The organism is Bombiscardovia apis (assembly GCF_033095945.1).
Lineage (GTDB): Bacteria > Actinomycetota > Actinomycetes > Actinomycetales > Bifidobacteriaceae > Bombiscardovia > Bombiscardovia apis.
The window spans coordinates 850041-864031 of record NZ_AP026800.1; the positions used below are offsets into that span (position 1 = coordinate 850041).

A 13991-nucleotide genomic window follows, 5' to 3' on the forward strand; every position below is an offset into this window, starting at 1 on the left:
CTCTACTCTAAACCGCCGGTCATCTTGGGTCAGCGCTGCTTGGCTTGCGCTTACTTGTCTTGTGCTTCTACAGCGGTGAGAGCGACGGTATTAATGATGTCTTGCACCAATGCGCCACGCGACAGGTCATTGACAGGCTTGTTGAGGCCTTGCAGAATCGGACCGATGGCTATAGCGCCAGAAGAGCGCTGTACGGCCTTGTAGCCGATGTTGCCAGCGGCTAGTGAGGGAAAGACGAACACGTTCACATGCCCGGCAACCGCATTTCCTTTGGCTTTAGCCTGAGCAACTGTTGGCGACCAAGCCGCATCGAACTGGATGGAACCCACAACCGGCAGCTCTGGAGCCTTGCTGTGCACAATCTTCGTAGCTTCTTCTACCAGATCCACATCCGGACCCTTACCGGAGCCGAGCGTGGAGTAAGAGAGCATGCCAACCTTGGGGTCGATGCCGAAGGAGCGGGCAGTCTGGGCGGATTGTATGGCTATATCTGCCAGTTGCTCCGCATTGGGATTGAGGTTAATGGCGCAGTCAGCAAAAATGGCCACATGGTCTTTAAAACACATCAGGAAAGCGCCGGAAACTAGCGAAGCATCGGGCTTTGTTTTAATCACTTGCAGGGCCGGGCGAACGGTGTTAGCAGTGGAGTTGACCGAGCCGGAAACCAATCCGTCTGCCAAACCTTGAACAACTAGCATGGTGCCAAAATACGAGGGATCAGCTAGCTGTTGGCGGGCCTGCTCAAGTGTCATACCCTTTTTGGCGCGCAGCTGGCAGAGCTTGTCTACCATCGGGGCCAAGACACTTTCATCATCCATTGCCTGGAAGGTAGCCTTGTCTAAGTGGTTTAATTCCAGCTCTTGGGCTCTGCTAGCGATGCTGTCCTTGTCTCCCACAATGATGAGCTTGACGATATCACGCTCAAGTAAGTAGTCTGCCGCTTTGAGAATACGATCCTCTTGGCCCTCAGGCAAGACGATGGTTTTGTTGGCGGCTTTGGCCCGGGCCAGCAAGTCGTTTTGGAAAGCAATAGGAGTGGTGACTTGGGGCGCGGATTCGCGTGCTGCTGCCACAATGCTTTCGTCTGAGACACATGCTTGGAAGACAGAAAGTGCTTGCTGGTGGTTGCTCTCGGCCTGTGGATTAGGGTCGAAGTCAAAGCGGTCAATAAGCCAGAAGGGCTTGTCATAATTGCTCAAAGCTGCCTGTACATCAGACTTCTGCTCGCTCTCGCATCCAGTAATGAATACGCCGGCCAGTTTACTTCCTGCTTGTTCGATAATGCGCCGGCAGTTGTCTACACTTGCCACGACTTGTTGAGCAGTGCGATCTATCGTGCACACAGCCAAGAATACGGGCGAGCGCAAGTCCGCGGCCATCTGCGCATCTAAGGTCATGCGGTTCGGATCAGCCACAGCCGTTTTATCTGAAGAAACTGAAAGCACCATCTCGGGCTGCTGGCTGGCCACCATCTGTGAATATGCAGCTAGAGCGTCTGCCCGAGCCTGCTCTCCGTCTTCGCGGGCATTACAAGGGCAAGTGCCTACATAATCAGAGCGCTCAGCCGAGCTGTCAATCGCATTCAAGAGGGTGTCGGTGAGTGTCTCCTTACGGCAAGCTACAGGCCTAAACAACGCCAACTTAGCGCTTTTGCCTAGCACGGTCGCAAGGCCGTATGCCACGAGGTTGCGCCCCACGCCCGCTTCAGGACTGATAATACTGATAGTGACAGGACTCACTTGGTCCCCCTCCTGTTCAAATACATTCTGTACTGTGACCACTTCGTTCAGCAGCAGTTACAGTATACGAGGTAGTGCTGGCAAGTCAACGTTTCTTTCCGCCTCTTGTATGAGAGGGAGTTCCTGCAACAAATGGTTTTCACTGTGGTACTCCTCTCAGCACAGTTTAAACTATGTGCTCATGAATGAGACACCGCCCCAAGGAGTGGCCAGTGCTATGAAAATCAGCCCGAGCTGCCAAGACAACGAGGTAACGCTGACCGAGGTAGCTCAGCGAGCTGGTGTCTCCCTATCTACAGCTTCACGCGTGTTTGTTAGGTCAGGACGGGTGAGTATCCGAACCCGACAGCAAGTGCTAGCAGTAGTAGAAGCTATGGGATACCAGAGTAGCAGTTTGGATGCACCAGTGAGCATTGGGTTACAGGGGTTACTGGCCATCGTGGTTACCGACTTAGAAAACATTGTTTCGGCACGCATAGACCGAGGGCTTTAAAAGGCTTGCTATCGACGTAACTTTGGCGTCAACATTCTCGACACTGAGGAAAGCAGTGAACGAGAAATGCTTGCCTTGCGCCGCATACTACTTCACTTAGACGGAGCGGTTTTGGGTTCTTCCCGGCTTTCTGACACCGCAATTTGTTGATTCACACAAAGTAAACCTCTAGTCGTACTCAACCGGGTGGTTTCAGATGTTGCTTCCATTTTTTCTTATGATTCTCCGGCCATACAGGATATCGAGCGCGACCTGTATCGTCTAGGACATCGTGCTATTGCTTACTTGCCTAGACCCGAATCTTGCGTGGGAAGGCTTTATCTCGAGCTTGCAGAGAGGCGGCGATAGCTTTCCGCTGCATGTCATGCGCGTACCCAGTAGCCACTCAGGCTGCTAAAAGTTTCCACTATTATAGTGAACACCTACCGCCGCAGTACTAGCTTTCAATGATGATATTACTCTTGTCCTTTATGTAGTTTGTACAAGCGCAATCTTCTTCTGGCCGCCTAGGCCTTGCGTTGGCAATAGCTGGTATTGATGACATACCTAGCTGTCAATTGGTAACTCCACAATTCTCAAGCGTACATGTTGAGCACAGGGAAATGAGAATGCTGGCCGCAGATAGGCTGATCGATACCGAGGTGCCACCCAACCTCATTTTCTCAGCCGACAACCGCAAGGGCTCATCTCCACTTATGTACCCCGAGATACGACGAGAGGGGTTTGATGCAATCGCATAACCGTCAAACCCCTCTCAAATGTGAGTAGACTACTTCACAGACTTAATAGAAATTACAAAGAAGATAGGGAGCACTGACATGATAATAGCAATGGGGAAGATGTAGATGTAGGTTTTCGTTGTCGAGACGATGATGGAAGTCAAAGCCATACCGGCGGACTGACTAGCAGTCGTGGCGGCGTTGATGAAGCCAAGATCCTTGCCCGCATTCTCCTTGCTGGGGAGCACATCGACGTTGAGCGCCTGATCAATAGCCACGAAGATGCCCTGAACCAAAGCCACGAAAACGCAAGCAAGTAAATGCCGGTAATCGAACGCATAATGATGGAGAAAACAAATCCAATAATGGCCAAAACCGCCGAGAGCATTATTATCGGCTTACGTTTGTGAATCTTATCGGAGAGCAGGCCTACAAACATGGCGACGATAAAAGCAATCATCTGGAAAATAGCGATAGTCGACACCACCTTGACAGCCGTAACCTTGGGCAATGCAACACGACGAAGGGGACAGGGTGAGGTCTGCGCAGACCACGTTCAAGTTGTGGACTCATACAGAAAGCCCCTCCTGAATGAACAGGAGGGGCTTTCTGTGAGTAAGCAATGAGACTACGTGAGCCTCATACGCGTTTTACTACTCGTTGTCGCCAGCAGTTTCTGCGGTGGCGGAGAGGTTCTCCTGGCCAGCGCGGTTGGCATCGGGCCATACCCAATCGGTGTAGTCGGGGTGATCGTAACCCTTGTCTACAGCGAACTGGAAGGCTTCAGTGCGGAACTTAGTCCACTCATCGATCTGGCCGGCGTACTTGTTGGCATCCACCATCTTCAGAGCGGAAGCAGCCAAGCACCAGCGATCCATGTTGTTCACGCGCACCATGTCGAATGGTGTGGTGGTGGAACCCTGCTCTTCGTAGCCGTGAACCGCGAAGTTGTCGTGGTTGGGACGGCCGTGAATGAGGCGGTGGATGGAGCCGGGATATGCGTGGAAGGCGAAGACGACAGGCTTATCCTTGCCGAAGAGCTCTGCGAACTCCTCGTCGGACAGGGCCTGGTCGTTCTCCTGAGCATTCTGAATCTTGAGCAAGTCAACAACGTTGACAAACTGAACCTTCAGGCCCATCTTCTGGAGCATATCGTTGGCAGCCAGAGCTTCTTGGGTCGGAACGTCACCGGCGGTGGCGATGATGACATCGGCATCGTCAGCGTTCTGAGCGTTAGAAGCCCAATCCCAGCGAGCAGCACCCTTCTCCAGCTCAGCCATGGCGTCATCTACGCTCTGGTAGGTGGCGGCGGGCTGCTTGCCAGCGAAGATGGCGTTGATGCAGTTGGTGGACTTGTAGCAACGCTCACCTACGGCCAGCAGCATGTTGGCATCTGCAGGGAAGTAGATGTTGGTCACGTGGTCGTTGTTGAAGTTCTTGTTGAGCAGAATGTCAACAACACCCGGATCCTGATGAGAGAATCCGTTGTGATCCTGGCGCCACACGTGGGAGGTGATCAGGAGGTTCAGGCCTGCGATGGGCTTGCGCCACGGAATCTCACGGACCGTTGCTTCCAGCCACTTTGCGTGCTGGTTGATCATCGAATCGACAACGTGCACGAAGGACTCGTAAGAGCTCCAGATGCCGTGGCGACCGGTGAGCAGGTAGCCTTCCAAGAAGCCTTCCATCTGGTTCTCGGAGAGCTGCTCGATAATCTGGCCGGTGTGAGCCATGTGCTCATCGGTCAGTTCGGACAGGTACTCGGCATCCCACTGCTTGTTGGTGACTTCGTAAGCGGCGGCAAGACGATTGGAAGCCGTCTCGTCGGGTCCGAAGATACGGAAATCGGTGGGGTTCTTGGCCAGTACGTCACGGGTGTAGTAGCCCAAAACGCGAGTAGCCTCAGTTGCGCCCCAGCCATGGCCGTGGTTGTTGACATCGATTTCGTAATCGTGGATGTCAGGCAGATCCAGAGGCTCAAGGAGACGGCCACCGTTAGCGTTCGGGTTCTCGCCGATACGCAGATCGCCTTCAGGCATGAAGGAGGTAACCTCAGGGCGGATGCCACCCTTGTCGTCGAAGAGTTCGGCAGGAGCATAAGACTCCAACCAGCTCTTGAGAACCTGGAAGTGAGCCTCGGTGTCGCGGGCGGAAGCCAGCGGTACCTGGTGGGAGCGCCAAGAGCCCTCGGTCTTCTTGCCGTCGATGTACTTGGGGCAGGTCCAACCCTTGGGCGTGCGGAAGATAATCATCGGGTAGAAGGGGCGAGTCATGTCGTCGGTCTGAGCCAGAGCCTTGATCTCGCAAATGTCGTCGAAGACCTCTTCGAGCAGGTCTGCGAAACGACGGTGAATGGACATGTGGTCCTCATCGTCGAAGCCAGCTACGAACTCGTGGGGGTCGTAACCCATGCCGTGGAAGAACTCGTGCAGCTCTTCGTCGGAAATGCGGGACAGGATGGTCGGGTTGGCAATCTTGTAGCCGTTGAGGTGCAGGATTGGCAGCACGATACCATCGGTGCGGGGGTTAACCAGCTTGTTGGACTGCCAAGAGGTAGCCAGTGCGCCGGTCTCGGCTTCGCCGTCGCCCACAACTGCGGGAACGAACAGGCTGGGGTTGTTCAGCACAGCACCATAAGCATGGGAGAGTGCATAACCCAGCTCGCCACCCTCGTGGATGGAACCGGGAGTCTCAGGTGCGAAGTGAGAAGGAATACCGCCAGGGTAAGAGAACTGACGGAAGAACTTTTGCAAGCCCTCTTCGTTCTTCGTAATCTTGGGGAAGTACTCGGTGTAGGTGCCATCGATGTAGGACTGCGACTACAAGTACCAGCAGGTCCACCGTGGCCGGGGCCCATGATGAAGACAGTGTTCTGCTTGTGGTCAGCAATCAAACGATTGATATGGCCCAAGAGGAAGTTCAGGCCAGGAGTGGTGCCCCAGTGGCCGACAAGACGGTGCTTGACATCCTCACGAGTGAAAGGCTCCTTCATCAGCGGGTTGCTGCGAAGGTAAATCTGGCCGATGGAAAGGTAGTTGGCTGCGCGCCAATACTTGTCGACGGCTTCCAAGGTCTCCTCGGAAACGGGAGCGTCAAGCTTCTTCCAAGGGGTGCCGATAACAGGATTCGTCATGTGTACTCCTGCACTGTAGTGCGATTGATTATTTTTGTTCGGTTATGAGGTGCTGCCAATCTCTGGCGAGCCTAGCGACTCCTCATTTCCCAATCGCTTTAATCGTACGAGGAAGTTACGACTTTTGGCTGTTTTCGTTACGAGCGTGTTCGTATGTGTTCATATCACGAACAAACATGTTCGATAAGTGCCAGTCAGAGTGTAAAAGATGCTCAGATTCAGGATTTGCAGGCCAAACTTGAATCTGAGCAGTCTGCCAAAGCCTTGGCGGTTTCTGAGGCGTTGCGTAAGGTTGAGAAGGAGAAAGACGACCTGAATGCTGCGCTCGAAAAAGCTAAATTAGAGCAGAGAAAAGAGCCCTTGAATTAGCGGAAGCTAACTCTAAGAGTGATTTGCAGAAAGCTTCTTCTGAGAAGGATGCCGAGATTGCTGAGCTCAAGAATCAGTTAGATTCTATTGAGCTTGAGAAAAAGCAATGAGCTGGTTGAAGCTCTTAGCAAAGAAGTGATGGTGTTCCAATCACTAAGCGAGAATATCATTGTACCAATTCATCAGGTGTAAAAATAATAATTCAAGAGCATAACTTAGGTCATGTAAGGCAATGTTCCTCCACGTTTTAGCGTAATGCCATATGGTGATTCTACTGGATATGTGTCTGGTGCTCATGGTTACTATGGATTTTAATATGAAATTATTGATTATATTACTAGAAATGATTTTTTGAAAAAACTGTACCCTAATGATTTACCTAATAAATTAGTTATGGGAGAATTGAATGTTAGATACCGATAAAATTTATCTTTGTGTAAAAACAACCCAAAAAAACCATTTATAGATATAGCTAAGTGGGGCTGTTGGGGTAAAGATTATAATGCTGTATCTATAGAATTAATGGACAATTCATTAAGGATGTCAATATATCAAACTGGACTGGTTCTAAAAAGTCTTTTTGACTTCTCATTTTTCTGCTGAAAATAATATTATTAATATTAATTTTATAATAATGACGTGGGAAGTTAATTTTTTATTAGGTGGAGTAGTATTTCAAAGCTGTTCCGTATTTTTGACTGAGAATTAAATAAAAAGCTGAAAAGATTCCACACTTCTGTCGACTTTTTATTTTTAAATAGAGTTATTAGGTGGAATAAATCCATAGGATATACGCATAATCCGCTGACTTGGGTTGACCCGTTGGGTTAGCTAATTATGAAGGGCGGAAGGGGGACGACAGCAGGAAATAACCTTTCTCATTTAACAGATGAACACGGCAATTAATCCAAAATGCTGAACATATATCAACAGCAAAACCAGGTAAACAAGTTATTGTTCCTCGTGATTTAAATGAGCAATTTTTTGGAAACAAGTAAAAGGTGAACCAACCTCAGGAAGAGTTTTAGAAGGCTTAAATAATGACCTTCGTTTTCTGAATCTGCGGGTTTCCAAAAATGGAAGCAGTGCATAAGTTGCTGATGACTCTAGTATAACCATACATTACAATATAATACTAATACCGGTAGGGCTTATGATATGAAGATAACGACACCTAAACCTAGATGGTCACAGCGGGTGTATCATTACAGATAAATAAAGGTTAATATGCAAAATAAAAGAAAAAGATGGAACTATTGTAGATATTTTTGCTATCTTTTCATTACTATCACCTATAGACCAAAGAATGAAGACATATTTTTATGGTGTACCAAAAAGTTAGGTGGGTTAATAGCTTTTACTCTAGATGAAGTTGATATAATAGAAAATGTATTTAGGTCTGAAATGGTTGTTTTCGTAAATCGAGGAGTCGGTGTTTAATCACTGGGCTTTAATACAGGAAAAGCTGTTAGATGATCTTCTTGAACGAGACGAGGATGCTACAACCGTTTCCTTGAAATCATCAAGAAGAAGGATTAGTTGATCCCGATTTTATAATAAAATAAGCTCTCTCATCAGCAGTGGGGATCCTGTTTTTTACTTATTAGCCGCTTGCGCAGATAGTGGTAGTGAAGCATGTAAGTGGAAGCGTAAAAAACGTATTACTACATATCAGCATATCGTGGCTTACCGTATCAAAAACTGCAATTAACATTTTACTGCAACAATATAGCGATGATGAAAGTGGGCTACACTATAATCGATTCAGGTATTATGACCCGGATACGGGGCAGTATATTAGTCCTGACCCGATAGGGCTATTAGGTGAATAAATCCGTATGGGTATGCACATAATCCGTTGACTTGGGTTGACCCGTTGGGGTTGGCTAATTATGAAGCTGGAAAGGGGACGACTGGAATAATTCTATATTAGCTAATGCAAACAAAGAATTAGAACAATAGTAGCATCTTTAGACAATAGCAAATATAAACCAGCTACAGCAATCGAGCTGCTGATCCATTGAATGGTAAAGTAGTTACTGCATCAAGTGGAACAGTTCCCACTAAAATAGCACCAGAATTACAAGCTTATGCTGATAAATTAGGTGGATTAGGTGTTAAAAACTTCATGTGGAAATACATTAGGGCGTTGTGCTGAATTTAGAGCTGCTAATGAGTTATTATTAAATAATCCTAATCTTGAATTAAAAGATATCCAATTTACTCAAGCAGTTCGTCCAAGAACTGGAGAGGTTGTACCTCGTTGTGAGAATTGTATTAATATTTTTGGAGCTGAAAAATAATGAAAATGGATGATGATTTTATAGAAAGCAACGATCTTGATTGGTTTGCTTCGTTTAGCGATGGCTATTTAGCACATTTACTTCGGGGGAACAAAATTTAATTCCTGAGAAAGTAAAGTGTTGTCTAGAATCTTATGAAATTGTTTATAATTATTTTGCTAATTTAAAAGGAAATATGAGTTTGAAATTATAGAAGAAAATCTCCCTCATTTTGATGATAGTACAAAGAGAAATCAATATATAAGTAGTTTTATTGATGCAGCAGCTAAAGGACTCTTTAGTTATAACAGAAATTTTAATGATGGAAGATATTTTTAATTGCTAAACCATTAAATCCATTATTATTGAATGATTTACCTGAAAATATAAGTAATAAGTTAAATGAATTGCCCAAAGGTATGCAATCAGGTAAAAAGTATATAAACTGAAATAGAATAAAATATAACATCAAGAGTGCAGATAGGGTTGTGTCGGCTGATGGTAAAGAGGAGAGAGAGTAGAGGGAAGAGAGAGTTAATTTTCATTATGGTAATCATGAAATGAATAGCAGACCAACTAAACATCATTATCATGAAGAAACATGGACATTTGATCCAGTTAATAACGTAATGAATGTTGATAACCGTGTTATACGAGTGCCAATATTAAAATGACAAAATATAACTATTACAGAGTTTGAAAACCAACGAGTAGAATTTACTTCTCGATTAGGTAATGGAATAGCTTTATGGAAAGGAAAACGAACCGCAAATAGGTAGTCATTATCCTGTTGAATTGGATATAGATGATTATTTTGAGTGGGGAATAAATATAACTTTAACGAAAGAAGAAATACCAAATATAAGTATTATTGATAACAAATTGTTTTTTATTGCAAAAATAATTTCTTATGAAAGTGATGGAATTTTGGTTATTTCACTTGATGACGATGTTATATTTTTAGACGTGTCAATGGCACCTAATCAAGGCAAATATGTTTCTTTTTCTACTCTTATCGATAATGTATCGCTCTATCCAGTAGAATTTTAATTAAAAATAACCAGAAAGATCTCCTGATCCTTCTGGCTTATTTTCACGAGTTGTTTTATATAGCGATGATGAAAGTGGGCTACACTATATCGATTCAGGTATTATGACCCGGATACGGGGCAGTATATTAGTCCTGACCGATAGGGCTATTAGGTGGAATAAATCCATATGGATATGCACATAATCCGTTGACTTGGGTTGACCCGTTGGGGGGCTAATTATGAAGGTGGAAAGGAGAATATTAACCAAATCCCTAATGATTTACCTAAAAATATAAATATTGGGCAACAAGGTAAACATATTCCAGAGCATAATAATTTTATACCTGGAAGAAGTACAATTAATGAAGGTATTAATACTCAATCTTTACTTGATGGTATTCATTCAGAGCAATATCCAATTATAGGAAAAGGAAGTAGAGGTCAACCAATAGTGACTTTGGCAAACCTATAGGAACTGATGCATCATCCGGTATGAGTACACAATATGTACAATTCACTATGGTAAAATGGTTGTACATATTGTTCCTACGAACCCTACAATCATAAAAGAAAATAATAATGTCAAATCTACCAGATTGGTTAATTATTTGTGTTTGGCGAGCTTTATTAGGTGAAATATATCCAAACATACGAGCTATAGCATTAAAGTATTCTCAAGATAGTAAAATACTTATTAATAAGATATTATTTGGATAGAGAGCCCTTAGAAGAAGACTATGAAAGTATTTCATCTGTTGAAACAGAGATGTTTTCTGCAGTAGGCAATGATTTCATATCACATAGTGATTTAGAATGTATACATGAAATTGAAATTATAGCTAATCTTGATAGGTTGGATGGTTTTGTATATGTCAGAAAAGAATATTAATAAAGAAAATAAATCTGCAAAGATACGGCGTTAAATAAACCATTAGATACAACAGCATTAGTAGCACAATGGGTAAAAGTGACGTAACAAAGGGGGGGGGGAATATTCCTATCAATCAAAGAAAAAGTAGTCGCTAATATGGCAGCAAACTAAGAAATCAACACCTCAGGGGGGACTGTTACAAAAAAAAGAGATTTTAGATACTATGACCCGGATACGGACCAGTATATTAGTCCAGACCCGATAGGGCTATTAGGTGGAATAAATCCGTATGGGTATGCACATAATCCGCTGACTTGGGTTGACCCCTTGGGGCTGACTAGTTGTTCTTCAGGAAAAGGAAATGATGCTCATAATTCGGCAAACTATCAGAAATTGAAAGATTTTTATGAGCAAGCTGAAAAATATGGTCCAGCTGACATTAAAAGCCTTGAGAACGGTCGTTATCGTTTCTATGGAGAAATGCAAGTGCAAGATTGGTATGAGAATGGGATCCTGCGACAGGTAATAGAAGAACATGGTATGAAACTGTAGATCATTTCTGGTCGTGTAAGAAGCGTTGCTACAAAGCCTGTAGTGCATGAAAAGAATCACCACATATTTGATTCAAATGGTGAATATATGGGGCGAAGGTAAATATGAGAGAAATCCCTAGAAAAGTGACTTAATTAAAAAAATACAAAATTTACTATCAGGACATGAAAATAGGAAAGCTGTATCTGAGTGGGCGTTTGATATTTATAATGATGATTCTTTAAGGAATATCAGATCCAATGATATCTAATTACTTGGAGATGTTAGGCGCGGTAGATTTACCATCCTCAGATAGGAATTACTTATATACTGAGGACGATTTTAGGGAATGGATAAGAGAATTAAATCGTTCTTGATCGCATTAAACTGGGAAACTCGCCCGAGTTTGATACCGAGTACAGTTATAATGACCAAGGACAGTTAACGGAAAAAACGGCGCGAACGGGAAGGATTTCGTACGGAGGTCTGGCATTATCGCTGGAATGGACGAGGTCAGTTAACCGGGGTAAGGACGCCGGGTAACCAGTGCTGGGAGTATGTTTATGATGCTTTTGGTCGGCGGATACGCAAAATTTCAGGTAATTAACGGCCAGCGGGAGCAGATAAAGAGACCGTTAAGCCAGACAGCTGAACTTTATCAGGCACACACCGAATTACCTGTGTCACATCAACCACCCGTCAGGAAAGTAACGCAGGCCAAAGTTATCGGCTATGATTATTTTGGCAGGGAGACCGATTAGTGGAAGAAATCCCTCTTTACGCTGATGGCACACCTGCTTATAATGAATCGATACAGTGGTTATATAAACGAATGAGCTGGAGCCTTTTGCGCGCTATGAAAAAGGTCAGCTGCATTATGTGGTATGTGACCAGATAGGAACGCCAAGGGAGCTATTTGATGAGCGGGGTAATTTAAAGGTTATCCCGGCATGATATTTGGGGCAAGACCAACAGCTACGGGTATAAAGCAGCGAATGATGATACCGTACTGGATTGTCATTTACGCTATTTAGGGCAGTTATAGCGATGATGAAAGTGGGCTACACTATAATCGATTCAGGTATTATGACCCGGATACGGGGCAGTATATTAGTCCTGACCCGATAGGGCTATCGGGTGGAATAAATCCATATGGATATGCACATAATCCGCTGACTTAGGTTGACCCGTTGGGGCTGATTAACTATGAAGACGGGAAGGAGGCGAGTACTTCAGATAATATAAATGTTAATGAGCTAAACTTTACTGAAACAGTTGAAAATCATCTTAATGATTTAAACAAGGCTGGCGATAAAGTGAGGCTTATGGTGATTCTAAAAATCTTTACAAGAAATCATGAGTTCTCAAAAACCAGTAACAGACCCTAGAGGTGTTCCGGGAGCTTTTACGCCGGGATGTAGAAGGTACTACGAATGCTAGTAAGGGAAATATGAATTAGTCATTGATCCCAAGACAAATACCGTACTTCATTTCCTATTTAAAAGTGAAAAATGACAATGAATAAGTTATTATTGATTTTTATCAAACAGATAAACCTCTTTTAGGAAAGCTTGTTTATCGAGAATCAGAATACTCTTTAGATTTTATTGAATGTTCTGATGATAATTTAGCTAGATTATCCGGTGATGGTGGGCGTACCTCTCTGACAGTACATACACTGCAAATTGAAATGGTATTAATACAGGAAAGTTACTCTATCCTTGGGGATTATTTCCTTTAATACATGCTATTGATAAAACCACTTACAATACCTGATAGTTATTATGGTGAGCTATCTGTAATACTGCAAAAAACAAACTTATATCGGAGTATCCATTGAATTTCCAGACTCTGAAAATTGGGAGCTATGTAAAGATCCATCTTCCGGTTGGGTTTTTGTAGGTAACAGCTGCAGTTGCCCCCCCCATATGAAATAGTTCGGGGGGGGGGGCAGTATAAAACGGGAGCTGAAAACGTATGCTAGTATCTCAATCCTTTTGTTAATGATATAAAAACTCCCATCATGCTTTTATCGCTACACTTAGGAACATTATAAAGTGCCTAAGTATCCCGCACTTTGGCCCGACAGCTACTTAGAATTGGTGAGTACTGAAGTGAAGCGCTTTTCTGCCACATTACTTGTACCGGGCAAAAACGCACAAAAACTGAGAAGGCAGTTATACGGATAATTCTAACTTTTTGGCTGACATGTATGGGGATGAGTATTTCCCTGATTTCTTGGTAGACAAGGTAAAGAAAGTTCTCACCGAACTCGATGCCTTTTTGGCAGATAAGAACTATACTCCCGAGACGGTGCAGGAGGCTTTCGACAAGGCAACCTTGCAGATTAACGGCTTGGAAGAAGAGTTTGAAGAGAATGGTAGCGAGATTGAAACTGCCGCCCGTGATTCTATAGCTGAAACTGTTGATCACATGCTCCAGCATTACGATATTGATATTGACTTAGAAGAAGCCCTGAGAGAGCGCGAATGGTAGAACAGATGGAGTCTGAAGCAGGTGACCTAGCATGGGTACAGGCTTTGCAGATGGCTGTTGAAGAGACCTTTCTCATAGATGATTCTCGCGAGGCTTTTGAACACTTGGTCAAGCGATTTGCCGAAGCTGACTTGCTTTTTGAGTTGAATGAAGGAGAAGATTCGGCTTATCTGTATATTCCGAAACACCCGGGAAATCGATGCCCGGAGCAGTTGTGAGGAGTGAATCGTTAGACAACACAATTGGCGAACAACAAGGCAAGAGCGTGATGGTAGATTTCGACGCTGCAGTTGAGCCAATCGGTATCAAGATAATGCCTGCAAGAAC

At 44.5% G+C, this 13991-nt stretch carries 14 protein-coding genes and 4 pseudogenes; 15 read left to right on the forward strand and 3 right to left on the reverse strand.

The genetic code is table 11. The annotated features are described in order from the left end of the window. Nucleotides 1–50 precede the first annotated feature (50 nt). Complete coding sequence (gene pta, locus R8377_RS03215) at nucleotides 51–1739, reverse strand: phosphate acetyltransferase (RefSeq protein ID WP_317643546.1); 1689 nt, start codon at nucleotides 1737–1739, stop codon at nucleotides 51–53. A gap of 217 nt (nucleotides 1740–1956) precedes the next feature. Between pta and R8377_RS03220 the strand changes: the two genes are divergently transcribed. Beyond that, nucleotides 1957–2232: a LacI family DNA-binding transcriptional regulator gene (locus R8377_RS03220; RefSeq protein WP_317643547.1), complete on the forward strand. Its 276-nt coding sequence runs from the start codon at nucleotides 1957–1959 to the stop codon at nucleotides 2230–2232. 769 nt (nucleotides 2233–3001) lie between these two features. Here R8377_RS03220 and R8377_RS03225 read toward each other — a convergent pair. Together R8377_RS03225 and R8377_RS03230 are read right to left on the reverse strand one after the other, a co-directional pair. After that, the gene (locus R8377_RS03225; RefSeq protein ID WP_317643548.1) at nucleotides 3002–3229 is read right to left on the reverse strand and encodes a hypothetical protein; all 228 of its coding nucleotides are present in this window, start codon (nucleotides 3227–3229) and stop codon (nucleotides 3002–3004) included. A gap of 375 nt (nucleotides 3230–3604) precedes the next feature. Then, nucleotides 3605–6084, reverse strand: a pseudogene (locus tag R8377_RS03230) (phosphoketolase). A 153-nt stretch (nucleotides 6085–6237) separates the two neighbouring features. Here R8377_RS03230 and R8377_RS03235 point away from each other — a divergent pair. From R8377_RS03235 to R8377_RS03270, 14 genes and pseudogenes are all read left to right on the forward strand, one after another. Beyond that, complete coding sequence (locus R8377_RS03235; RefSeq protein WP_317643549.1) at nucleotides 6238–6453, forward strand: hypothetical protein; 216 nt, start codon at nucleotides 6238–6240, stop codon at nucleotides 6451–6453. Between the two features lie 146 nt (nucleotides 6454–6599). Then, nucleotides 6600–6704: pseudogene (locus R8377_RS07830) on the forward strand (HNH/endonuclease VII fold putative polymorphic toxin); the annotation flags it as partial. Between the two features lie 1377 nt (nucleotides 6705–8081). Next, nucleotides 8082–8285 carry an RHS repeat-associated core domain-containing protein gene (locus R8377_RS07835; protein WP_425605024.1) on the forward strand — a complete coding sequence of 68 codons (204 nt, stop codon included), beginning with the start codon at nucleotides 8082–8084 and terminating at the stop codon, nucleotides 8283–8285. 282 nt (nucleotides 8286–8567) lie between these two features. Continuing rightward, entirely contained in the window at nucleotides 8568–8756 is a 189-nt protein-coding gene (locus tag R8377_RS03240; RefSeq protein ID WP_317643550.1) for a hypothetical protein, read from the forward strand. A gap of 774 nt (nucleotides 8757–9530) precedes the next feature. Next, nucleotides 9531–9785, forward strand: a complete 255-nt coding sequence (locus R8377_RS03245) for a hypothetical protein (protein ID WP_317643551.1) — start codon at nucleotides 9531–9533, stop codon at nucleotides 9783–9785. A 198-nt stretch (nucleotides 9786–9983) separates the two neighbouring features. Continuing rightward, complete coding sequence (locus R8377_RS03250; RefSeq protein ID WP_317643552.1) at nucleotides 9984–10238, forward strand: polymorphic toxin type 50 domain-containing protein; 255 nt, start codon at nucleotides 9984–9986, stop codon at nucleotides 10236–10238. A gap of 107 nt (nucleotides 10239–10345) precedes the next feature. Next, complete coding sequence (locus R8377_RS07880; protein WP_486598975.1) at nucleotides 10346–10483, forward strand: MafI2 family immunity protein; 138 nt, start codon at nucleotides 10346–10348, stop codon at nucleotides 10481–10483. Then, nucleotides 10464–10655 carry a MafI2 family immunity protein gene (locus R8377_RS07885; protein WP_486598976.1) on the forward strand — a complete coding sequence of 64 codons (192 nt, stop codon included), beginning with the start codon at nucleotides 10464–10466 and terminating at the stop codon, nucleotides 10653–10655. The genes R8377_RS07880 and R8377_RS07885 overlap by 20 nt, the downstream gene beginning before the upstream one ends. A 156-nt stretch (nucleotides 10656–10811) precedes the next feature. Beyond that, a pseudogene (locus R8377_RS07800) lies at nucleotides 10812–10961 on the forward strand (RHS repeat-associated core domain-containing protein); the annotation flags it as partial. A gap of 3 nt (nucleotides 10962–10964) precedes the next feature. Continuing rightward, the gene (locus R8377_RS03255; protein WP_317643553.1) at nucleotides 10965–11189 is read left to right on the forward strand and encodes a hypothetical protein; all 225 of its coding nucleotides are present in this window, start codon (nucleotides 10965–10967) and stop codon (nucleotides 11187–11189) included. A gap of 542 nt (nucleotides 11190–11731) precedes the next feature. After that, on the forward strand, nucleotides 11732–11929 hold the full coding sequence (locus tag R8377_RS03260) for a hypothetical protein (protein ID WP_317643554.1): 198 nt from the start codon (nucleotides 11732–11734) through the stop codon (nucleotides 11927–11929). 285 nt (nucleotides 11930–12214) lie between these two features. After that, nucleotides 12215–12349, forward strand: a pseudogene (locus tag R8377_RS07805) (RHS repeat-associated core domain-containing protein); the annotation flags it as partial. A 1027-nt stretch (nucleotides 12350–13376) separates the two neighbouring features. Next, nucleotides 13377–13664: a DUF5713 family protein gene (locus tag R8377_RS03265; protein WP_317643536.1), complete on the forward strand. Its 288-nt coding sequence runs from the start codon at nucleotides 13377–13379 to the stop codon at nucleotides 13662–13664. Then, nucleotides 13658–13882: a hypothetical protein gene (locus tag R8377_RS03270; RefSeq protein ID WP_317643555.1), complete on the forward strand. Its 225-nt coding sequence runs from the start codon at nucleotides 13658–13660 to the stop codon at nucleotides 13880–13882. Before R8377_RS03265 ends, R8377_RS03270 begins: the two co-directional genes overlap by 7 nt. The last annotated feature ends 109 nt before the right edge of the window (nucleotides 13883–13991 follow it).